This window comes from Citrobacter sp. Cf118, assembly GCF_030334095.1.
GTDB classification, from domain to species: Bacteria; Pseudomonadota; Gammaproteobacteria; order Enterobacterales; family Enterobacteriaceae; genus Citrobacter; species Citrobacter freundii.
Genome location: NZ_JAOWES010000087.1, coordinates 46,192 through 67,198 on the forward strand (window position 1 = coordinate 46,192; position 21,007 = coordinate 67,198).

Annotated in this window: 19 protein-coding genes; 16 read left to right on the forward strand and 3 right to left on the reverse strand. The window is 51.3% G+C overall.

All coding sequences use genetic code 11. From position 1 onward, the window contains the following. The first annotated feature begins 7 nt into the window (after window positions 1-7). The 10 genes from OGX67_RS15500 (at window position 8) to OGX67_RS15545 (ending at window position 10,983) form a co-directional block, all read left to right on the forward strand. Window positions 8-1,300: an ABC transporter substrate-binding protein gene (locus tag OGX67_RS15500; protein ID WP_257651163.1), complete on the forward strand. Its 1,293-nt coding sequence runs from the start codon at window positions 8-10 to the stop codon at window positions 1,298-1,300. A gap of 20 nt (window positions 1,301-1,320) precedes the next feature. After that, window positions 1,321-2,202 (forward strand): carbohydrate ABC transporter permease, encoded by an 882-nt coding sequence (locus tag OGX67_RS15505; protein ID WP_003840754.1) that lies wholly within the window; start codon window positions 1,321-1,323, stop codon window positions 2,200-2,202. Next, on the forward strand, window positions 2,189-3,031 hold the full coding sequence (locus OGX67_RS15510) for a carbohydrate ABC transporter permease (RefSeq protein ID WP_003020474.1): 843 nt from the start codon (window positions 2,189-2,191) through the stop codon (window positions 3,029-3,031). The genes OGX67_RS15505 and OGX67_RS15510 overlap by 14 nt, the downstream gene beginning before the upstream one ends. Before the next feature lie 27 nt (window positions 3,032-3,058). Beyond that, the gene (gene ycjQ / locus OGX67_RS15515; protein WP_257651164.1) at window positions 3,059-4,111 is read left to right on the forward strand and encodes a D-guloside 3-dehydrogenase; all 1,053 of its coding nucleotides are present in this window, start codon (window positions 3,059-3,061) and stop codon (window positions 4,109-4,111) included. Window positions 4,112-4,127: 16 nt separating this feature from the next. Beyond that, window positions 4,128-4,916 (forward strand): 3-dehydro-D-guloside 4-epimerase, encoded by a 789-nt coding sequence (gene ycjR, locus OGX67_RS15520; RefSeq protein ID WP_257651165.1) that lies wholly within the window; start codon window positions 4,128-4,130, stop codon window positions 4,914-4,916. A gap of 10 nt (window positions 4,917-4,926) precedes the next feature. Next, complete coding sequence (ycjS, locus tag OGX67_RS15525; protein ID WP_257651166.1) at window positions 4,927-5,982, forward strand: D-glucoside 3-dehydrogenase; 1,056 nt, start codon at window positions 4,927-4,929, stop codon at window positions 5,980-5,982. Beyond that, on the forward strand, window positions 5,979-8,255 hold the full coding sequence (locus OGX67_RS15530; protein ID WP_257651167.1) for a glycoside hydrolase family 65 protein: 2,277 nt from the start codon (window positions 5,979-5,981) through the stop codon (window positions 8,253-8,255). The genes ycjS and OGX67_RS15530 overlap by 4 nt, the downstream gene beginning before the upstream one ends. Next, a complete protein-coding gene (pgmB, locus tag OGX67_RS15535; protein WP_257651168.1) occupies window positions 8,252-8,920 on the forward strand; it encodes a beta-phosphoglucomutase in 669 nt (222 codons plus the stop codon). Before OGX67_RS15530 ends, pgmB begins: the two co-directional genes overlap by 4 nt. 10 nt (window positions 8,921-8,930) lie before the next feature. After that, complete coding sequence (locus tag OGX67_RS15540) at window positions 8,931-10,013, forward strand: ABC transporter ATP-binding protein (RefSeq protein WP_257651169.1); 1,083 nt, start codon at window positions 8,931-8,933, stop codon at window positions 10,011-10,013. 64 nt (window positions 10,014-10,077) lie between these two features. Continuing rightward, window positions 10,078-10,983, forward strand: coding sequence for an OmpG family monomeric porin (locus OGX67_RS15545; protein WP_046670756.1), 906 nt, complete (start codon window positions 10,078-10,080; stop codon window positions 10,981-10,983). 32 nt (window positions 10,984-11,015) lie between these two features. Here the strand turns inward: OGX67_RS15545 and OGX67_RS15550 are convergent, their stop codons facing one another. After that, the gene (locus OGX67_RS15550) at window positions 11,016-12,026 is read right to left on the reverse strand and encodes a LacI family DNA-binding transcriptional regulator (RefSeq protein ID WP_003840773.1); all 1,011 of its coding nucleotides are present in this window, start codon (window positions 12,024-12,026) and stop codon (window positions 11,016-11,018) included. Window positions 12,027-12,254: 228 nt separating this feature from the next. Between OGX67_RS15550 and pspE the strand changes: the two genes are divergently transcribed. The 4 genes from pspE (at window position 12,255) to tyrR (ending at window position 16,861) form a co-directional block, all read left to right on the forward strand. After that, on the forward strand, window positions 12,255-12,572 hold the full coding sequence (pspE, locus tag OGX67_RS15555; RefSeq protein ID WP_003020447.1) for a thiosulfate sulfurtransferase PspE: 318 nt from the start codon (window positions 12,255-12,257) through the stop codon (window positions 12,570-12,572). 142 nt (window positions 12,573-12,714) lie between these two features. Then, a complete protein-coding gene (locus tag OGX67_RS15560; protein ID WP_003020444.1) occupies window positions 12,715-14,112 on the forward strand; it encodes a YcjX family GTP-binding protein in 1,398 nt (465 codons plus the stop codon). Then, window positions 14,109-15,170, forward strand: coding sequence for a YcjF family protein (locus tag OGX67_RS15565; protein ID WP_257651170.1), 1,062 nt, complete (start codon window positions 14,109-14,111; stop codon window positions 15,168-15,170). The genes OGX67_RS15560 and OGX67_RS15565 overlap by 4 nt, the downstream gene beginning before the upstream one ends. 146 nt (window positions 15,171-15,316) lie before the next feature. Beyond that, a complete protein-coding gene (tyrR, locus tag OGX67_RS15570) occupies window positions 15,317-16,861 on the forward strand; it encodes a transcriptional regulator TyrR (protein WP_003020438.1) in 1,545 nt (514 codons plus the stop codon). A 53-nt stretch (window positions 16,862-16,914) separates the two neighbouring features. On the opposite strand, the gene tpx is transcribed toward tyrR, so the two are convergent. Beyond that, window positions 16,915-17,421 carry a thiol peroxidase gene (tpx, locus tag OGX67_RS15575; protein WP_003020437.1) on the reverse strand — a complete coding sequence of 169 codons (507 nt, stop codon included), beginning with the start codon at window positions 17,419-17,421 and terminating at the stop codon, window positions 16,915-16,917. Window positions 17,422-17,536: 115 nt separating this feature from the next. Here tpx and ycjG point away from each other — a divergent pair, with 115 nt between their 5' ends. After that, a complete protein-coding gene (ycjG, locus tag OGX67_RS15580; protein ID WP_032949396.1) occupies window positions 17,537-18,502 on the forward strand; it encodes an L-Ala-D/L-Glu epimerase in 966 nt (321 codons plus the stop codon). Here ycjG and mpaA read toward each other — a convergent pair. Next, window positions 18,477-19,205, reverse strand: coding sequence for a murein tripeptide amidase MpaA (mpaA, locus tag OGX67_RS15585; RefSeq protein ID WP_003840786.1), 729 nt, complete (start codon window positions 19,203-19,205; stop codon window positions 18,477-18,479). The two genes, ycjG and mpaA, sit on opposite strands and share 26 nt — an antisense overlap. A 184-nt stretch (window positions 19,206-19,389) precedes the next feature. Between mpaA and mppA the strand changes: the two genes are divergently transcribed. Continuing rightward, window positions 19,390-21,003, forward strand: a complete 1,614-nt coding sequence (mppA, locus tag OGX67_RS15590) for a murein tripeptide ABC transporter substrate-binding protein MppA (protein WP_003840789.1) — start codon at window positions 19,390-19,392, stop codon at window positions 21,001-21,003. The last annotated feature ends 4 nt before the right edge of the window (window positions 21,004-21,007 follow it).

The following is a 21,007-nucleotide window of genomic DNA, read 5'->3' on the forward strand; positions in this document are numbered from 1 at the left end:
ACATTTCATGCTTAAAGCTAAAATTGTGCTGATTTCAGCACTGGTTTCCTGCGCCCTGGTTTCTGGGTGTAAGGATGATAAAAAGTCCTCTGTCGCGATTGAATTTATGCACTCTTCTGTTGAGCAGGAGCGGCAGGCGGTCATTGCAAAACTGATTGAGCGTTTTGAAAAAGAAAACCCGGGCATCAGCGTCAAACAGGTTCCTGTGGAAGAAGATGCTTACAACACCAAGGTCATCACTCTGGCGCGAAGCGGTTCACTACCTGAAGTTATCGAAACCAGCCATGACTACGCGAAAGTTATGGATAAAGAATCCCTCATTGACCGTAAAGCGGTAGCGCAGGTCATCAACGGCGTAGGTGAGAGTACTTTTTATGATGGCGTCCTGCGTATTGTACGCACTGAAGACGGTAGTGCATGGACCGGGGTTCCGGTCAGCGCCTGGATTGGCGGGATCTGGTACCGCAAAGATGTGCTGGCAAAAGCCGGACTGGAAGAGCCAAAAGACTGGCAGCAATTGCTAAACGTGGCGCAGAAGCTCAACAATCCTGGCAGTAAGAAATACGGCATTGCGCTGCCGACGGCAGAAAGCGTTTTGACCGAACAGTCATTCTCCCAGTTTGCGCTCTCTAACCAGGCCAATGTTTTTGATGCGCAGGGAAAGATTACGCTCGACACACCTGAAATGGCGCAGGCGTTGCAGTATTACCGCCAACTTGCCATGAACACTATGCCTGGCTCGAACGACATCATGGAAGTCAAAGATGCTTTCATGAACGGCACGGCGCCAATGGCGATTTATTCCACCTATATCCTCCCGGCGGTGATCAAAGAGGGCGATCCTAATAATGTTGGCTTTATGGTGCCGACGGAAAAAAATTCCGCTGTTTACGGCATGCTGACGTCGCTGACCATTACCGCAGGTCAAAAAACCGAAGAAACAGAAGCGGCAGAGAAATTTGTCACCTTTATGGAGCAGGCAGACAACATTGCGGACTGGGTCATGATGTCGCCAGGGGCGGCGCTGCCGGTCAACAAAGCGGTGGTGAATACTTCGACGTGGAAAGATAACGCTGTTATCAAAGCGCTGGGTGAATTACCCGATCAACTGATTGCCGAACTGCCAAATATTCAGGTCTTTGGCGCCGTCGGTGATAAGAACTTTACCCGCATGGGCGACGTAACCGGCTCCGGCATCGTGAGTACCATGGTGCACAACGTCACGGTAGGAAAAGCTGACCTTTCATCGACCATCAAGGCAAGCCAGACAAAACTGGATGACCTCGTTGAACAGCGCTAATGGGGAAATGGAAAGCCGTGATGAATAAGTTCTTTTCAGGTCGATCTGATATGCCATTTGCCATGCTGCTGCTGGCGCCCAGCTTGCTGTTATTGGGCGGTTTAGTGGCGTGGCCGATGATATCTAACATCGAAATCAGCTTTATGCGTTTGCCGCTTAATCCGCAAATTGAGTCTACGTTTGTCGGGCTGAGCAACTATATCCGTATCTTATCCGATCCCGGATTCTGGCATTCGCTGTGGATGACGGTCTGGTATACCGCGCTGGTTGTGGCAGGGAGCACGGTGCTGGGGCTGGGAGTGGCGATGTTTTTTAACCGTGAGTTTCGTCTGCGGAAAACGGCGCGCTCACTGGTCATCCTCTCTTACGTAACGCCATCAATTTCGCTGGTGTTTGCCTGGAAATACATGTTCAACAACGGCTACGGCATTGTGAACTACCTCGGCGTGGATCTGTTGCATCTCTACGATCAGGCTCCGCTGTGGTTCGACAATCCCGGTAGCAGCTTCGCGCTGGTCGTGTTGTTCGCCATCTGGCGCTACTTCCCGTATGCCTTTATCTCGTTTCTGGCGATTTTACAGACTATTGATAAATCGTTGTATGAGGCTGCAGAAATGGATGGCGCGAACGCCTGGCAACGGTTTCGCATCGTCACGCTGCCAGCGATCATGCCGGTACTGGCGACCGTAGTCACACTGCGTACGATCTGGATGTTTTATATGTTCGCCGATGTTTATCTGCTGACCACTAAAGTCGATATTCTCGGGGTCTATCTCTATAAAACAGCGTTTGCATTTAATGACTTAGGCAAAGCGGCCGCGATCTCTGTCGTCCTCTTCGTCATCATTTTCGCTGTTATCCTGCTGACCAGAAAACGGGTGAACCTCAATGGCAACAAATAAGCGCACGCTTGGCCGCATTGGCTTTTACTGTGGATTAATTGTTTTCCTGGGCATCACGCTATTTCCATTTTTTGTGATGCTGATGACCTCATTTAAAAGCGCAAAAGAGGCGATTTCGCTGCATCCGACGCTGTTACCGCAGCAATGGACGCTGGAACATTACATCGACATCTTCAACCCGATGATTTTCCCGTTTGTTGACTACTTCCGTAATAGCCTGGTGGTATCGGTGACTTCTTCGGTGGTGGCGGTATTTCTGGGCGTGCTCGGGGCGTATGCGCTTTCCCGCCTGCGTTTTAAGGGACGAATGACCATCAATGCCAGTTTTTACACGGTGTATATGTTTTCGGGGATCCTGCTGGTGGTGCCGTTATTCAAGATCATTACGGCACTCGGCATCTACGACACCGAAATGGCGTTGATTATCACTATGGTCACCCAGACGCTGCCGACCGCAGTGTTCATGTTGAAAAGCTATTTCGACACCATTCCGGATGAGATCGAAGAAGCCGCGATGATGGATGGGTTGAACCGTCTGCAGATCATCTTTCGTATTACCGTGCCGTTGGCAATGTCTGGTCTGGTTTCGGTCTTTGTGTACTGCTTTATGGTGGCGTGGAATGACTATCTGTTTGCCTCGATTTTCCTTTCCAGCGCCAGCAATTTTACCTTACCGGTCGGTCTGAACGCGCTGTTCAGTACGCCTGACTACATCTGGGGACGCATGATGGCTGCATCGTTAGTCACTGCATTGCCGGTGGTCATTATGTATGCGCTTTCCGAACGTTTTATTAAAAGTGGTTTGACCGCAGGCGGCGTGAAAGGCTAAGCGGCTAGTTTAATTAAGGAGTTGTAAATGAAGAAGTTAGTTGCCACAGAACCGCGCGTTGCGGCGTTGGTGGAATATGAAGACAGAGCGGTATCGGCCAATGAAGTTAAAGTTCGCGTTCGCTTTGGTGCGCCGAAACATGGCACGGAAGTCGTCGATTTTCGCGCGGCCAGCCCGTTTATTGACGAAGATTTTAACGGCGAATGGCAAATGTTCATGCCGCGTCCGGAAGGGGCACCGCGCGGGATCGAATTCGGTAAATTCCAGCTTGGCAATATGGTGGTGGGCGATGTTATTGAGTGTGGCAGCGATGTGACCGAATACGCCGTTGGCGATTCAGTTTGCGGATACGGTCCTCTGGCAGAAACGGTTATTTTTAATGCGGTGAACAACTACAAACTACGCAAAATGCCTGAAGGCAGTTCGTGGAAAAATGCCGTGTGCTATGACCCGGCACAGTTCGCCATGAGCGGTGTGCGCGACGCCAATGTGCGCGTCGGTGACTTTGTGGTCGTCGTGGGCTTAGGCGCAATTGGCCAGATTGCCGTGCAACTGGCTAAGAAAGCGGGAGCCTCAGTGGTCATCGGCGTCGATCCTATTGCCCATCGCTGCGATATCGCGCGTCGCCATGGCGCGGATTTCTGCCTGAATCCGATTGGCACCGATGTAGGCATGGAAATTAAGAAGCTGACCGGTAAGCAGGGCGCAGATGTGATCATCGAAACCAGCGGCTATGCAGATGCGCTGCAGTCGGCGTTACGCGGTCTGGCCTATGGTGGAACCATTTCCTATGTCGCTTTCGCGAAACCTTTTGCTGAAGGTTTCAACCTGGGGCGTGAAGCGCACTTCAACAATGCCAAAATTGTCTTCTCACGTGCTGGTAGTGAACCTAATCCAGATTATCCGCGCTGGAGCCGCAAGCGTATTGAGGAGACCTGCTGGGAACTGTTGATGAACGGTTACCTGGACTGTGAAGAACTCATTGACCCGGTAGTGACTTTCGCCAACAGCCCGGAAAGCTATATGCAGTATGTCGATCGCCATCCGGAAAAAAGCATCAAAATGGGCGTGACGTTTTAATTAAGGAATGCAGAAGATGAAAATTGGAACACAGAATCAGGCTTTTTTCCCGGAAAATATTCTCGAGAAATTCCGTTATATCAAAGAGATGGGATTCGACGGTTTTGAAATTGACGGTAAGTTGCTGGTCAATAACCTTGATGAAGTAAAAGCGGCGATCAAAGAAACAGGTTTGCCTGTTACCACTGCCTGTGGAGGATATGACGGTTGGATCGGTGATTTTATCGAAGAGCGTCGTTTAAACGGGTTGCGGCAGATTACCCGCATTCTCGAAGCGCTGGCCGAAGTTGGTGGACAAGGCATTATTGTACCTGCTGCATGGGGCATGTTTACCTTCCGCCTACCGCCGATGACCTCTCCGCGTAGCCAGGAAGGCGATCGTAAAGCTATCAGTGATTCATTGATTTATCTTGATAAAGTTGCCCAGCGTACGGGTACGGTGGTGTATCTGGAACCGCTCAACCGCTATCAGGATCATATGATCAACACCCTGGCGGATGCCCGTCGCTATATCGTGGAAAATAATCTGAAGCATGTGCAAATCATTGGTGATTTTTACCATATGAATATCGAAGAAGACGATATGGCACAGGCGCTGCACGACAATCGCGATCTGCTGGGTCACGTCCATATTGCGGATAACCATCGTTATCAGCCGGGAAGCGGTACGCTGGATTTCGCTGCACTGTTTGACCAGTTACGTGAAGATAATTATCAGGGCTACGTTGTGTACGAAGGGCGCGTACGAGCAGAGAATCTGCCGGAAGCGTATCGTCAGTCACTGACCTGGCTGCGTACTTGCTAAGAGGATTTCCGTGAAAAGTGCACTGACAAGCGCTCCGTTACGTGTCGCCATTATTGGCGCCGGGCAGGTGGCGGATAAAGTTCATGCTTCGTACTACTGCACCCGCAACGATCTGGAACTGGTGGCTGTCTGCGACAGCCGCCTGTCACAGGCGCGGTTGTTTGCAGAAAAATACGGTAATCCGCAGGTTTGGGACGATCCGCAAACGATGTTACGCGAAGCTAAGCCAGATATCGTCAGCATCTGCTCGCCCAATCGCTTTCATTATGAACACACCATGTTGGCATTGAACGCTGGATGCCATGTGATGTGCGAGAAACCTCCGGCAATGACGCCAGGCGAGGCGTTGGAGATGTGTAAAACGGCGCGTCGGGTGGGAAAAGTACTGGCTTATGATTTTCATCATCGTTTTGCACTGGATACGCAACTGCTTCGTGAGCAGGTGATGGCCGGTATTTTGGGTGAAATCTATGTCACCAATGTCCGCGCTTTGCGGCGCTGCGGCGTGCCCGGCTGGGGAGTGTTTACCAACAAAGAACTGCAGGGCGGCGGGCCGCTGATTGATCTTGGTATTCATATGCTTGATGCCGCCATGTATGTGCTGGGGTTCCCGGCGGTAAAGCGTGTTAACGCGCACAGCTATCAGCGCATTGGCACGCTTAAAAACAGCGGTCAGTTTGGGAAATGGGATCCCACCACATATACCGTGGAGGATTCTTTGTTCGGCACGATTGAATTTCATAACGGCGGTATCCTGCGCCTGGAAACCTCTTTCGCGCTGAATATTCCTGAACAATCGATTATGAACGTTAATTTCTGCGGCGATTTGGCGGGGGCGACGTTATTCCCGGCCCAGGTTTACACCGACCGTGATGGTACGCTTGACGTGCTGCTTGCGCGCGAGATGGCTGATGACAACCGTCATTATCGTAGCATGGAAGCCTTCGTTAACCATGTCCAGGGCGAGCCTGTCACTATTGCTGACGCAGAGCAGGGCGTCGTTATTCAACAACTGGTTGCCGCACTGTACCAATCGGCTGAAACAGGGACCTACGTAGACTTATGACGAAGCCAGTAATGCTAACTGAACCGGCTTTTTGCCCACATAGCCTGAATAAATATGCGTCACTCATGACGACCGGTAACGGGTATATGGGAATTCGCGCCAGCCACGAGGAAGCTTACACCTTACAGACTCGCGGCATGTATCTGGCTGGGTTGTATCACCGTGCGGGTAAAGGCGAAATTAATGAACTGGTTAATCTACCTGATGTAGTCGGAGTGGAGATCACGCTTAATGGCGAGATTTTCTCGCTAACCAGCGGCGTGATTGAAAGCTGGCATCGCGAGCTGGATTTTGCCAGCGGGGAATTGCGTCGTGCGCTTATCTGGCGTGCACCTGGCGGGGCACGTTTCGCTATTGAGAGTCGGCGATTTGTCTCGGCACAGAAGCTGCTGCTGTTTGCTATGGAAGTGGTCGTAACGCCGCTGGATGCCGATGCCAGCATTGGTATCTCAACCGGTATTGATGCCACGATCACCAATCATGGTCGTCAGCATCTGGATGAAACACAGATTAGAGTATTTGGTCAACATCTTCTGCAGGGCATTTACACAACCCAGGACAATCGCAACGATATCGCGATCACTTCATATTGTGACGTCGACGGCGCAGCGCAGCGCTGCTTCACCGCGAAAGAACGTCGGTTGTTACAACACAACACCGTGCAGGCGCAAGCCGGGCAGCGTGTCACGCTGACGAAAATGAGTTGGGTTGACTGGACGAGCGAACGCAATCTGTCGCTTGAGACCTGGGGACGCCAGTCGCTGCGTAACATTGAAGCATGCTCGCAACAGGGATATGACGCTCTGTTGGCTGAGTCGAGCGCCAACTGGCATGCCTGGTGGCAAACTCGTCGCGTTCAGGTTACCAGCTCTGATATTAGCGATCAGCGCGCGCTGGACTATGCGCTTTATCATCTGCGTGTGATGACCCCAGACCATGATGAGCGCAGCAGTATTGCGGCCAAAGGTCTGACGGGTGAAGGGTATAAAGGCCACATCTTCTGGGATACTGAGGTCTTTTTGTTACCGTTTCACTTGTTTACCGAACCGAAAACCGCGAGAAGTCTATTGCGTTACCGCTGGCATAATTTGCCGGGCGCGCGTGAGAAAGCCCGCCGTAACGGTTGGCAGGGCGCGCTGTTCCCGTGGGAAAGCGCTCGCAGCGGTGATGAGGAAACGCCTGAATTCGCGGCGATCAACATCCGTACCGGGCTGCGACAAAAAGTGGCCTCCGCACAGGCTGAACATCACCTCGTGGCGGATGTTGCCTGGGCGGTAATCAATTACTGGCATGCCACAGGGGATCTAAACTTCATGACCCGTGAGGGCATGACGCTGCTGCTGGAAACGGCGAAGTTCTGGATTAGCAGGGCTGTCATGGTCAACGATCGTTTAGAGATCCACGATGTGATTGGCCCGGATGAATACACTGAGCATGTGAACAACAATGCGTTCACCAACTACATGGCCTGGTACAACGTAGAGCAGGCGCTGGGTTTTGCCCGTCGGTTGGGCTGTGGCGATGGCACGTTTATTCATCGCGCAGAGCATTTTTTACAGTATCTTTGGCGACCGGAAGTGCAGCCCGATGGCGTGCTTCCTCAGGATGATACCTTCCTGAACAAACCGGTTATCGATCTGTCGCAGTACAAAGCCAAAGCGGGCAAGCAGACCATTTTGCTCGATTACTCCCGTGCAGAAGTCAATGAGATGCAAATTCTCAAACAGGCTGATGTCGTGATGCTGACCTACATGTTGCCGGAGCAATTTAGCCCGCAAACCTGTCTGGCTAATCTGCGTTATTACGAGCCACGTACGATTCACGACTCCTCTTTGAGTAAGGCGATTCACGGGATTGTGGCTGCGCGTTGTGGTGATTCGGCCCAGGGGTATCGGTTTTGGCGCGAAGGTTCGCTAATCGATCTCGGGGATGACCCGCACAGCTGCGATGATGGTATTCATGCGGCGGCAACGGGCGCAATCTGGTTGGGGGCTATCCAGGGATTTGCCGGAGTGAATGTTCGCCATGGGGAGTTACATCTTGCCCCTGCATTACCGGAACATTGGCAAAAACTGTCTTTCCCACTGCGCTGGCAGGGTATCGATTTGCAGGTAACCATCAATGCAACTGAAATCCGCATTAACAGCGCCGAGCAGATTACTCTTTGGGTAAAAGGGGAAAAGATCTCTGTTCAGGGGGAGATAGTTATCTGCAATGACGCCATTATTTCGCCCATTTATGGGACCGCTTCCACGGAAGGGGATGATGAATGATCCTCAAACCACAGGCCATCATTTTTGATTTAGATGGCGTGATTACCGACACTGCACATCTGCATTTTCTCGCCTGGCGGCAGGTAGCCGGTGAAATAGGGATTGCGATTGACGAGGCATTTAATGACAGCCTGAAAGGGATTAGTCGCGGCGAATCGCTACAGCGTATTTTGCAATATGGCGGGAAAGCGGGGGAGTTTACACCTGAGGTTTGCGCACAATTGGCCGAGAGAAAAAACAGACTGTATGTCCATTTTTTGCGCCAGTTGACGGTGAACTCGGTATTGCCGGGAATACGTGAGCTGCTGATGACGTTGCGGGAAGAGCGGATTCCGGTGGGGCTGGCCTCTGTGTCGCTCAATGCCCCTGCGATTTTACAAGCGCTTGATCTTAAATCTTATTTTGATTTCTGTGCGGATGCCGCGCTAATTTCTCGCTCGAAACCGGATCCGGAGATTTTTCTGGCAGCCTGTGCGGGCCTTGGCGCTGACCCGCGGCAGTGTATTGGCATAGAAGATGCTCAGGCGGGTATTGATGCGATCAACGCCTGCGGCATGCTCTCTGTTGGCATTGGTACGGGGCTGAACGGAGCAAGCTTGCAACTTCCTTCAACCGAATTTCTGACGTGGCCGTGCTTATCGGCTCTCTGGCAACACGACAAGTAAAGGATTCAACATGGCACAGCTTTCGTTGCAACACATTCAAAAAATTTACGACAACCAGGTACACGTCGTTAAAGACTTCAATCTGGAAATTGAAGACAAAGAGTTTATTGTTTTTGTTGGCCCTTCAGGCTGTGGGAAGTCAACGACGTTGCGCATGATCGCCGGTCTGGAGGAGATCAGCGGTGGCGATCTGCTGATTGACGGTAAACGGATGAACGATGTGCCGGCGAAATCGCGCAACATTGCGATGGTCTTTCAGAACTACGCGTTGTACCCGCACATGACAGTCTATGACAACATGGCGTTTGGCCTGAAAATGCAGAAAATTGCCCCTGCCGTGATTGAGGAACGTGTCAACTGGGCGGCGCAAATCCTTGGCCTGCGCGATTATCTGCAACGTAAACCGGGTGCGTTATCCGGTGGTCAGCGTCAACGTGTGGCACTGGGGCGTGCGATTGTTCGTGAGGCAGGGGTCTTCCTGATGGATGAACCCTTATCGAATCTCGATGCCAAACTTCGCGTACAGATGCGGGCAGAAATCAGCAAGCTGCATCAGAAACTCAATACCACCATGATATATGTTACCCACGATCAAACAGAAGCCATGACGATGGCGACGCGTATTGTGATTATGAAGGATGGTATTGTTCAGCAGGTTGGTGCGCCGAAAACAGTTTATAACCACCCAGCAAATATGTTTGTCGCAGGATTTATTGGCTCACCGGCCATGAACTTTATTCGTGGCGCGATTGACGGTGATAAGTTTGTTACTGAAACACTAAAATTAACGATTCCAGAAAATAAATTAGCACAATTAAAAACGCAGGGTTATGAACATCAGGCGATCACGCTGGGTATTCGCCCTGAGGATATCCATCCGCAGCTTAATAATGAAAATAGTGTATCAGCAAAAATTAGCGTTGCAGAACTCACTGGCGCTGAATTTATGCTTTATACCATTGTTGGGGGGCATGAGTTGGTGGTCCATGCCGGTGCAGTGAATGATTATCACTCAGGAGAAAATATCACTATTCATTTTGATATGGCGAAATGCCATTTCTTTGATGCTGAAACTGAAGTTGCTATTCAATAAAATTTCGGGGGGATCCCCCCCCAAGCCTTGGGGCATTTTGCGAGTATTTTAACAAGGAATAATAATGAAAACCCTACTGTCCGCGACTGCGCTGATTATGAGCGCAGGAATGGCCTGCGCGCAGGCTGCTGAAAAGAATGACTGGCACTTTAATATCGGTGCTATGTACGAAATAGAAAACGTTGAAGGTCAGGGCGAAGATATGGATGGACTGGCTGAGCCGTCCGTCTATTTTAATGCGTCCAATGGGCCGTGGAAAATATCGCTGGCCTATTACCAGGAAGGACCGGTTGATTACAGCGAGGGCAAGCGCGGTACATGGTTTGACCGCCCTGAACTGGAAGTCCGCTATCAATTCCTTGAAAGCGAAAATGTTAATTTCGGTCTGACCGGTGGCTTCCGTAATTACGGTTATCACTATGTCAATGAACCCGGAAAAGACACTGCTAATATGCAGCGCTGGAAAGTGCAGCCAGATTGGGATGTTAAACTTACTGATGACCTGCGCTTTAGCGGCTGGTTTGCGATGTATCAATTCGTTAATGATTTGAGCACCACCGGCTACTCTGATAGCCGCGTCGAAAGTGAGAGCGGGTTGAATTATACGTTTAACGAAACAGTAGGATTAACGGTCAACTATTACCTTGAACGCGGCTTTAATCTGGCGGACTCGCGTAATAATGGTGAGTTCTCAACCCAGGAAATTCGGGCTTATCTGCCTCTGTCCTTCGGCAATACAACCCTGACGCCGTATACCCGTATCGGGCTTGATCGCTGGTCAAACTGGGACTGGCAGGATGATCCTGAACGCGAAGGCCATGATTTCAATCGCCTCGGTTTATTGTATGCGTATGATTTCCAGAACGGTTTATCAATGTCTCTGGAGTATGCTTATGAATGGGAAGATCATGACGAAGGTGAAAGCGACAGGTTCCATTATGCTGGCATAGGCGTGAACTACGCATTCTAAAAATGAACAGGGGCATTATTATGCCCCTGTTTTTACACCAGTGAGTCCGCCAATGATATTTGCGTGCTCACCGTGATATTCTGTAATCCTTTTTCACCTGCAATCAGATTAAATAATAAATTACAACTTTGTTCACCTAACTGCTGAGTAGGTACATCAATTCCACCAGGAACTGGTGTGAGCATAAAAGAAAGTAGCTCATTACTATAGCCTACAACGGCAAGTTGTTTTGGGATGGAAATATTTTTCTCGGCCGCTACGCGATATAAACTCATTAACTTCAAGCTGTCTGTCGCAAATACGGCATCGGGTAACGGTTGCTGACTAAGTAATTTTCGAGAAGCAAGTAGGGCGGTTTCATGAGTATACCCCCCGTCAATAACCCACTCATCGCGCATTTTAATGTTATGTGCCTGAAGGCTGGATTTATAACCGTTAACGCGATCGATAGAAACATGAACGTCAAGCGGTGCATGCAAACAGGCTATATTACGGTGGCCACTCTCAATCAGCGCATTTGTCAGCGTAATACTGTCGCGATAATTATCGGTGTCTACAGAATAGACATTAGTGTAGTCACCTTCAACCTTCCCGATAACCACAACCGGGACGTTGTATTTATCCAACCGAGCAAAAAATGATTCATCGGCAGGAGAGCTCAGCATAATGATCCCTTTGATCAACTTCTGCTTAATTTTGCTCTCACATTTTTGTAAATCATCTTCGGTGCTTCGCGACGTCTGCAATATGACATCAAAACCGACTTCTTCAGCCTTGGCAGTAATTGCATGCAATACTTCAGAGAAAAACGGATTACCGGCAGTTGTTTTTGCAGAACGGGTGGATATCACCATTATTGCATCAAACCCGGAAGAGGTAAGCGCGCGAGCAAGTTTATTCGGCTGATACTGTAACTCATCAATTGCGCGCAGCACCTTTTCAAGCGCCTCCGGCGAGATGTTGGTTTGCTTATTAAGCACGCGCGATACCGTGGATTTTGATACACCTGCGGCTCGTGCAATATCATAAATGGTAGGAGACATAGATCCCAAGCTCCGTCCGAGAGTCAATGGCGGACATATTATGGAGTTAAGTGGCGAATGACAACAATCTCGGAATGCGAGTAGAAAAATCAAAAGGCTAACCGCACTATGTGCGTGCTGAGGAACAATCGTCCACGGGTGCGGACGATGATAATGCGGTCGCAATATTTTCTTAAGAACTGGCGTATAGTGTAGGGGTTAAATCCAACTATCAGTCAGGAAGATATTATGTTGAAGAAAAGCGTATTAGCGTTGGCACTGGTTATTGGCATGCCGGTTTATGCTGCCGAGCACTGGATTGATGTTCGCGTTCCTGAACAGTACCAACAACAGCATATTCAGGGGGCTGTCAACATCCCGTTAAAAGAGATCAAGGCGCGTATCGTAACTGAAGTTCCAGATAAGAACGATACCGTGAAGCTCTATTGCAACTCCGGGCGTCAATCAGGGCAGGCGAAAGATATGCTGACTGAAATGGGCTACACGCAGGTGACCAACGAAGGTGGCATCAATCAGATAGCGCTTCCTAAAGTAGAGAATAAATAAACCGCTCGCATTCCTTCTGCTACAGGCGGTAAGAATTATACCGCCTGATACAGCTCAGGTAGTTGATAAGTAAGAATTGACCCCTATCTTTACTTCCTGTTTGTTATAATTTCTTCGGTTCCTTCAGCAAAACGGGATGGCGATGAAGCGACTTAAAAATGAATTCAATTCGCTGGTTAATCGTGGCGTAGACCGGCATTTACGCCTGGCTGTCACCGGACTTAGCCGGAGCGGTAAGACGGCGTTTATCACCGCAATGGTAAATCAGTTACTCAATATTCATGCCGGGGCGCGTTTGCCGTTGCTCAGTTGCGTGCGCGAAGAGCGTCTGCTTGGCGTGAAACGGGTTCCACAACGCGATTTTGGTATTCCGCGCTTTACCTATGATGAAGGACTGGCGCAGCTGTATGGCTCTCCGCCGACCTGGCCGACACCAACGCGCGGTGTGAGTGAAATTCGTCTGGCGCTGCGTTACAAGTCTAATGACTCATTACTGCGCCACTTTAAAGACACCTCCACGCTGTACCTGGAAATCGTCGATTATCCGGGGGAGTGGCTGCTCGATTTACCGATGCTGGCCCAGGATTATTTGAGCTGGTCGCGGCAAATGACCGGATTATTACAGGGTCAGCGTGGCGAATGGTCGGCAAAATGGCGGCAGTTAAGCCACGGGCTCGATCCACTGGCACCTGCTGACGAAAACCGTCTGGCGGAAATCGCTGCTGCCTGGACGGAGTATCTGCATCAATGCAAGCAGCAGGGACTGCACTTTATTCAGCCGGGCCGTTTTGTTCTGCCAGGAGATATGGCGGGCGCGCCTGCGTTGCAATTCTTCCCGTGGCCGGACGTTGATGCCTGGGGAGAATCGAAGCTGGCGCAGGCAGATAAACACACCAATGCGGGCATGCTGCGCGACAGGTTTAATTACTACTGTGAAAAAGTCGTAAAGGGATTTTATAAGAATCACTTCCTGCGCTTTGATCGTCAGATTGTGCTGGTCGATTGCCTGCAACCGCTCAACAGCGGGCCACAGGCGTTTAACGACATGCGTCTGGCGCTGACCCAACTGATGCAAAGTTTCCATTATGGACAGCGCACGCTGTTTCGTCGGCTGTTTTCTCCGGTGATCGACAAACTGCTGTTTGCCGCCACCAAAGCCGACCACGTCACCGTCGATCAGCACGCCAATATGGTGTCGCTATTGCAGCAGTTAATTCAGGATGCCTGGCAAAACGCTGCGTTCGAAGGTATCAGCATGGATTGTCTGGGGCTGGCATCGGTGCAGGCAACCACCAGCGGCCTGATCGATGTGAAAGGTGAAAAGATCCCCGCGCTGCGTGGTAATCGTCTGAGCGATGGCGAACCGCTAACCGTTTATCCGGGGGAAGTGCCCGCGCGTTTACCTGGACAGGCATTTTGGGACAACCAGGGCTTTCAGTTTGAGGCGTTTCGCCCGCAGGTGATGGATGTCGATAAGCCCTTACCGCATATCCGTCTTGATGCCGCGCTGGAGTTTTTGATAGGAGATAAATTGCGATGAGCGAGCCGTTAAAACCGCGTATCGATTTCTCAGGTCCGCTGGATGTGGAACAAAATGCGGCGTTTAAAGCGCAGCAGATGTTTAACGAAACGGAGGCGCAGACTTTTTCTCCGGCGACAGTGGATGAACCACTGGAAGACGAAGGTCAGGCAGAAGCCGTTATTGATGCGGCCCTTCGCCCTAAACGCAGTCTGTGGCGTAAGATGGTGATGGGTGGCCTGGCGCTGTTTGGCGTGAGCGTTGTCGCTCAGGGGGTGCAGTGGACCATGAATGCCTGGCAGACTCAGGACTGGGTCGCGCTGGGAGGATGTGCCGCAGGCGCATTGATTATCGGTGCAGGGGTTGGATCGGTGGCGACCGAATGGCGCCGGCTATGGCGATTGCGTCAGCGCGCGCACGAGCGCGATGAAGCGCGAGATCTGCTCCACAGCCATGGAACCGGAAAAGGTCGTGCATTTTGTGAAAAGCTGGCGCAGCAGGCGGGCATCGATCAGTCTCATCCCGCATTGCAGCGCTGGTATGCCTCAATTCATGAAACGCAGAACGCTCGTGAAGTGGTTAGCCTGTATGCTCATCTGGTGCAGCCGGTACTGGATGCGCAGGCCCGACGTGAGATTAGTCGTTCAGCGGCAGAGTCCACGCTGATGATTGCCGTCAGCCCGCTGGCGCTGGTGGATATGGCGTTTATCGCCTGGCGCAATCTGCGGCTGATTAATCGTATTGCTTCGCTGTATGGCATTGAGCTGGGTTATTACAGCCGCCTGCGTTTGTTCCGTCTGGTGCTGTTGAATATCGCTTTTGCCGGGGCCAGTGAACTGGTGCGGGAAGTAGGGATGGACTGGATGTCGCAGGATTTAGCCGCCCGCTTATCGACACGTGCAGCTCAGGGCATTGGCGCGGGGTTATTAACGGCGCGTCTGGGGATCAAAGCCATGGAACTATGCCGACCGCTACCGTGGATTGATGATGATAAGCCTCGGCTGGGTGATTTCCGCCGCCAACTGATTGGTCAGGTGAAAGAGACCTTACAAAAGAATAAATCTCCGCGCGAAAGTTAGCTATAAACAGGCGCCGATCGTTTAACTTTACGCCCCGGCGCCCAATTTTCCAGCTCGCTGTCAATATTTGTTGACAGAGTTCTTCCTGCAAACCAAATACTGGCTTATCATTTAACACATAATCCCTTGTCCAGGTGAAGGTTCCTATGCGTTTGGAAGTCTTTTGTGAAGACCGTCTTGGTCTGACCCGCGAACTGCTCGATTTACTGGTGCTGAGAAGCATTGATTTACGCGGTATCGAGATTGACCCCATCGGGCGAATTTACCTTAATTTTGCGGAGCTGGAGTTCACCAACTTCAGCAGTCTGATGGCTGAAATCCGCCGTATTTCAGGGGTTACGGATGTGCGTACCGTACCCTGGATGCCTTCCGAACGTGAACATCTGGCGCTTAGTGCGCTGCTTGAAGCGTTGCCAGAACCGGTCCTTTCTCTGGATATGAAAAGCAAAGTCGAGATGGCGAACCCTGCGAGCTGTCAGCTTTTCGCGCATACGCAGGATCGGATGCGCAATCATACCGCCGCCCAGTTAATCAATGGGTTTAACTTCCAGCGCTGGCTGGAAAGCAATCCGCAGGATTCCCAGAGCGAACATGTCGTAATTAACGGACAGAATTTCCTGATGGAAATTACGCCTGTCCATTTGCAGGGCGAAAATCAGGAGCAGATGCTGACCGGTGCGGTGGTGATGTTGCGCTCCACTATCCGAATGGGACGCCAGCTGCAAAATATGACTACGCAGGATCTCAGCGCGTTTAGCCAGATTATTGCCGTCAGCGCCAAAATGAAACACGTGGTGGAACAGGCGCGCAAGCTGGCGACGTTGAGCGCGCCGCTGCTGATTACCGGTAATACCGGCACCGGCAAAGATCTCTTTGCTCATGCCTGCCACCTGGCAAGTCCGCGTGCGTCAAAACCGTATCTGGCGCTGAACTGCGCGTCAATTCCTGAAGATGCGGTTGAAAGCGAGCTGTTTGGCCATGCGCCGGAAGGTAAAAAAGGCTTCTTTGAGCAGGCGAATGGCGGTTCGGTTCTGTTAGATGAAATTGGCGAAATGTCGCCACGTATGCAGACCAAATTGCTGCGTTTTCTCAATGACGGCACATTCCGTCGCGTGGGAGAAGATCACGAAGTTCATGTTGATGTTCGCGTGATTTGCGCAACGCAAAAGAACCTTGTGGAACTGGTGCAGAAAGGACTTTTCCGTGAAGACCTCTATTATCGTCTTAATGTACTAACGCTAAACCTGCCGCCGCTGCGCGATTGCCCACAAGATATTATGCCGCTTACCGAACTGTTTGTGGCGCGTTTTGCCGACGAGCAGGGCGTGCCGCGTCCGAAACTGTCTGCAGATCTCAGCACGGTACTAACTCGTTATGGTTGGCCGGGCAACGTGCGTCAGCTTAAAAATGCGATCTACCGGGCGCTGACCCAGCTAGAAGGCTATGAGCTACGACCACAGGATATTTTGCTGCCGGATTACGATGCGGCAACGGTTGCTGTCGGAGAAGAGGTGATGGAAGGGTCGCTGGATGAAATCACCAGCCGCTTTGAACGCTCCGTGTTGACGCAGCTGTATATGAATTATCCCAGCACGCGCAAGCTGGCCAAGCGCCTCGGCGTTTCGCATACTGCGATTGCTAACAAATTGCGTGAGTATGGACTGAGCCAGCAGAAAAAAAGCGAAGAGTAATGCCGTAAATGAAAATGCCTCCATGCGGAGGCATTTTTGTATGCAGACGCAGCTTACGCTTTCAGTACGTCCAGCGCAGCAGTGTAGTCTGGTTCGTTGGTGATTTCATTGACCAGCTGGCTGAAAACAACGTTATCATTTTCGTCAATAACGACCACGGCACGTGCGGCCAGGCCTTTCAGCGGGCCTTCAGCGATTTCAACACCGTAGTTTTTCAGGAATTCTGCGTTGCGCAGGGTGGACAGCGTGATAACGTTGCTCAGACCTTCCGCGCCGCAAAAACGAGAGTGGGCGAATGGCAGGTCGGCTGAGATGCACAGTACGACGGTATTGTCGATTTCTGTCGCCAGTTGGTTAAACTTACGTACCGATGCCGCGCAAACGCCGGTATCGATGCTTGGGAAAATATTCAGCACTTTGCGCTTGCCTGCGAACTGGCCCAGCGTAACGTCAGACAGGTCTTTAGCCACAAGGGTAAAAGCCTGAGCTTTGCTTCCAGCCTGAGGAATAGAGCCGGCAACTGCAACCGGGTTGCCCTGGAAATGAACGGTTTGTGACATGGTTATCTTCCTGTTTACATATAGTTAACGTCGAGGCTAGTTTATGCCATCAGCAGTTAACACGGCAAACGCTATTTGCGGATATCCGCTTCAGGGACTGCATTAAGGAAAACAAATGAGAACAGTTAAGGTATATGAGGAAGCCTGGCCGCTGCACACTCCCTTTGTCATTGCCCGTGGGAGCCGGACCGAAGCGCATGTGGTGGTTGTCGAAGTTGAAGAAAACGGCGTCACAGGTATAGGCGAGTGCACACCGTACCCGCGCTACGGTGAAAGCGATGCCTCAGTGCTGGCGCAAATTATGAGCATTGCGCCACAACTGGAAAACGGAATGACGCGTGAAGAGCTGCAAAAGCAGCTGCCAGCGGGGGCAGCGCGTAATGCCGTGGATTGCGCGTTGTGGGATCTAAGCGCGCGTCAACAGCAGCAGTCGCTGGCGGAATTAGTGGGAAGTGAACTGGCGGAAGTGGTGACTACGGCGCAAACCGTAGTGATTGGCTCGCCGGAACAAATGGCTGCGAGCGCGGCTGCGCTGTGGGAAAATGGCGCGAAATTGCTGAAAGTTAAACTGGATGCTCGCTTGATTAGTGAGCGAATGGTTGCCATTCGTGCGGCTGTTCCTGACGCCACGATTATTGTCGACGCCAACGAATCCTGGCGGGCAGAAGGCCTTGCGGCACGCTGTCAGCTGCTGGCTGATTTAGGGGTTGCGATGCTGGAGCAGCCGCTGCCGGCGCAGGATGATGCCGCGCTGGAGAATTTTGTACATCCGCTACCCATCTGCGCAGATGAAAGCTGCCACACCCGTAGCAGTCTGAAAGCGCTGCACGGACGCTATGAAATGGTCAATATCAAACTGGACAAAACAGGCGGTCTGACGGAAGCGCTCGCGCTGGCAACCGAAGCACGCGAGCAGGGATTTGCGCTGATGCTGGGCTGCATGCTGTGTACCTCCCGGGCGATCGGCGCGGCGTTACCCCTTACGCCACTGGTTAGCTTTGCCGATCTTGATGGCCCAACGTGGCTTGCCACCGATGCGGCGCCAGCCCTGCATTTTACGACCGGGCTGCTCCATCTCTAGGGTGCCAGCGCAGGAGATTGGACATGGCCAGCAGGTATTTTTCGCTCGCTTCATCCGATGAAATGGGCGGAAATTCGGCGGTTATACAGTGTAAGTTTAAGTCTGCGCACCAGCTACCAAAAGAGCCGGGCGTTTCATAACCTACACTGGTGACCAGAGGCAATTCAAACGATTGTGCCAGCCACGCGCCCAGCTCGCTGCTTCTGGGATCTTCAATACAGGCCAGTGGATCGTGAAAAGAGACTACCCAGGCGGGATGAATTCGGTGAATAAGCTGACACAATGCCTGGGTTTCTGGTTCCGAGCCCGGATGATCGCCGGTCAACAACACCACATCACGCTCTTCTGCGCTACTGTTCCAGCGATACACCGTTTCGCCTGCTTTCCAGTTTGCGGCGGGAAAGTTACGATTAAGATCGATGCCGTTCGCATTTGCGCGCAGCCCAAGCTGGCAACCGTCAGGGTTTACGGCTAGCACCACATGATGGCGACGCAAGGAAGGGTTAAGCGTACGCAATGCGCAGGAAAGGGTAACGACTGAGGAGTTTTCGTCGCCGTGCGTTCCCGCCAGTATCAGGCCGCTTTCACGATCGGCTGCCAGTGCAGGAAACCAGATTAGCGGTGCGCCTAACAATGAACGTCCGTAATGTTCGGTTCCAGGTGGGAATGCGCCGCGCTCGGCACGGGGACGGGTAACGGTCATAGTCATCTCTGAATGCTTGGATTGTTACTCGCAGTGTTGTGCAAAATGTATGGATAATCAAATCGTTTTCACACACTTATCTTTTCAGGTGTAATATCACTTTCTTGTCGGAAGTTAATTGCATTTCCTGCTGGCGATACAAATAATTACACATTCACTTAGTAGCCGGAATCGAGGGTATCTTATGCAGCATTCTGTTTCAGTAACCTGTTGTGCGTTGTTGGTTAGCAGCATTTCTTTATCCTGGGCTGCTGATGTTCCCAGCGGAACGGTACTGGCAGAGAAACAAGAACTGGTGCGTCATATAAAAGACGAACCGGCGTCGCTTGATCCGGCAAAGGCCGTCGGGCTCCCTGAGATTCAGGTAATTCGTGATTTATTTGAAGGGCTGGTCAACCAGAATGAGAAGGGTGAGATCGTACCTGGCGTCGCTACCCAGTGGAAGAGTAACGATAACCGCATCTGGACGTTTACGCTGCGCGACAATGCGCAATGGGCGGATGGTACGCCCGTAACGGCGCAGGATTTTGTCTACAGCTGGCAGCGTCTGGTTGATCCAAAAACGCTGTCGCCGTTTGCCTGGTTTGCTGCGCTGGCGGGCATTAATAATGCTCAGGCTATTATCGATGGCAAAGCCACGCCTGATAAACTTGGCGTTAGTGCTGTCGATGCACGGACATTGAAAGTTCAACTGGATAAACCGCTGCCCTGGTTTGCCAATCTGACGGCGAGTTTTGCATTTTATCCGGTACAAAAAGCCAACGTTGAGAGCGGCAAAGAGTGGACCAAACCGGGCAACCTGATTGGTAACGGCGCCTATGTGCTAAAAAATCGCGTCGTGAACGAAAAACTGGAAGTTGTCCCGAACACGCATTATTGGGACAACGCCAAAACAGTGCTGCAAAAAGTCACATTCCTGCCAATTAACCAGGAATCGGCAGCGACCAAGCGCTATCTTGCTGGTGATATTGATATCACGGAATCCTTCCCGAAAAATATGTACCAGAAACTGTTGAAGGATATCCCGGGTCAGGTTTACACCCCGCCGCAGCTTGGTACTTATTATTATGCCTTTAATACCCAGAAGGGACCGACTGCCGATTCACGCGTGCGTCTGGCGCTCAGCATGACTATCGACCGTCGCCTGATGGCGGAGAAGGTGCTGGGTACCGGTGAGAAGCCTGCATGGCATTTTACGCCGGATGTAACGGCAGGATTTGTGCCGGAACCTTCACCGTTTGAGCAAATGAGTCAGGAAGAATTGAATGCGCAGGCGAAAACGCTGCTGCGTGCGGCGGGTTATGGCCCACAGAAACCGCTTAAATTGACGCTGCTGTACAACACCTCAGAAAATCATCAGAAGATTGCTATCGCAGTGGCTTCTATGTGGAAGAAAAACCTCGGTGTTGACGTGAAACTGCAGAACCAGGAATGGAAAACGTATATCGACAGCCGTAATACCGGTAATTTTGATGTGATCCGTGCCTCCTGGGTGGGCGACTACAATGAGCCTTCTACGTTCCTGTCATTATTAACATCGACCCATACGGGCAATATCTCCCGCTTTAATAATCCGGCATACGATAAAGTGTTGACCCAGGCTACTCTGGAGAATACAGAAAAAGCGCGCAATGCTGATTATAACGCTGCGGAGAAGATTCTGATGGAACAGGCACCTATTGCGCCGATCTATCAGTACACTAATGGGCGTTTAATTAAACCATGGCTGAAAGGGTATCCGATTACTAACCCTGAAGATGTGGCCTATAGCCGCACAATGTATATCGTTAAGCACTGACAGA

Bases quoted from the DNA above. Each gene is read 5' to 3' on its own strand.
- OGX67_RS15505 (WP_003840754.1), top strand. From the start codon at position 1,321: ATGAATAAGTTCTTTTCAGGTCGATCTGATATGCCATTTGCCATGCTG.
- OGX67_RS15510 (WP_003020474.1), top strand. From the start codon at position 2,189: ATGGCAACAAATAAGCGCACGCTTGGCCGCATTGGCTTTTACTGTGGA.
- tyrR (WP_003020438.1), top strand. From the start codon at position 15,317: ATGCGTTTGGAAGTCTTTTGTGAAGACCGTCTTGGTCTGACCCGCGAA.
- ycjR (WP_257651165.1), top strand. From the start codon at position 4,128: ATGAAAATTGGAACACAGAATCAGGCTTTTTTCCCGGAAAATATTCTC.
- OGX67_RS15545 (WP_046670756.1), top strand. From the start codon at position 10,078: ATGAAAACCCTACTGTCCGCGACTGCGCTGATTATGAGCGCAGGAATG.
- pspE (WP_003020447.1), top strand. From the start codon at position 12,255: ATGTTGAAGAAAAGCGTATTAGCGTTGGCACTGGTTATTGGCATGCCG.
- OGX67_RS15500 (WP_257651163.1), top strand. From the start codon at position 8: ATGCTTAAAGCTAAAATTGTGCTGATTTCAGCACTGGTTTCCTGCGCC.
- mpaA (WP_003840786.1), bottom strand. From the start codon at position 19,205: ATGACCGTTACCCGTCCCCGTGCCGAGCGCGGCGCATTCCCACCTGGA.
- OGX67_RS15540 (WP_257651169.1), top strand. From the start codon at position 8,931: ATGGCACAGCTTTCGTTGCAACACATTCAAAAAATTTACGACAACCAG.
- OGX67_RS15550 (WP_003840773.1), bottom strand. From the start codon at position 12,026: ATGTCTCCTACCATTTATGATATTGCACGAGCCGCAGGTGTATCAAAA.
- tpx (WP_003020437.1), bottom strand. From the start codon at position 17,421: ATGTCACAAACCGTTCATTTCCAGGGCAACCCGGTTGCAGTTGCCGGC.
- OGX67_RS15530 (WP_257651167.1), top strand. From the start codon at position 5,979: ATGACGAAGCCAGTAATGCTAACTGAACCGGCTTTTTGCCCACATAGC.
- ycjG (WP_032949396.1), top strand. From the start codon at position 17,537: ATGAGAACAGTTAAGGTATATGAGGAAGCCTGGCCGCTGCACACTCCC.
- mppA (WP_003840789.1), top strand. From the start codon at position 19,390: ATGCAGCATTCTGTTTCAGTAACCTGTTGTGCGTTGTTGGTTAGCAGC.
- ycjQ (WP_257651164.1), top strand. From the start codon at position 3,059: ATGAAGAAGTTAGTTGCCACAGAACCGCGCGTTGCGGCGTTGGTGGAA.
- OGX67_RS15560 (WP_003020444.1), top strand. From the start codon at position 12,715: ATGAAGCGACTTAAAAATGAATTCAATTCGCTGGTTAATCGTGGCGTA.
- pgmB (WP_257651168.1), top strand. From the start codon at position 8,252: ATGATCCTCAAACCACAGGCCATCATTTTTGATTTAGATGGCGTGATT.
- OGX67_RS15565 (WP_257651170.1), top strand. From the start codon at position 14,109: ATGAGCGAGCCGTTAAAACCGCGTATCGATTTCTCAGGTCCGCTGGAT.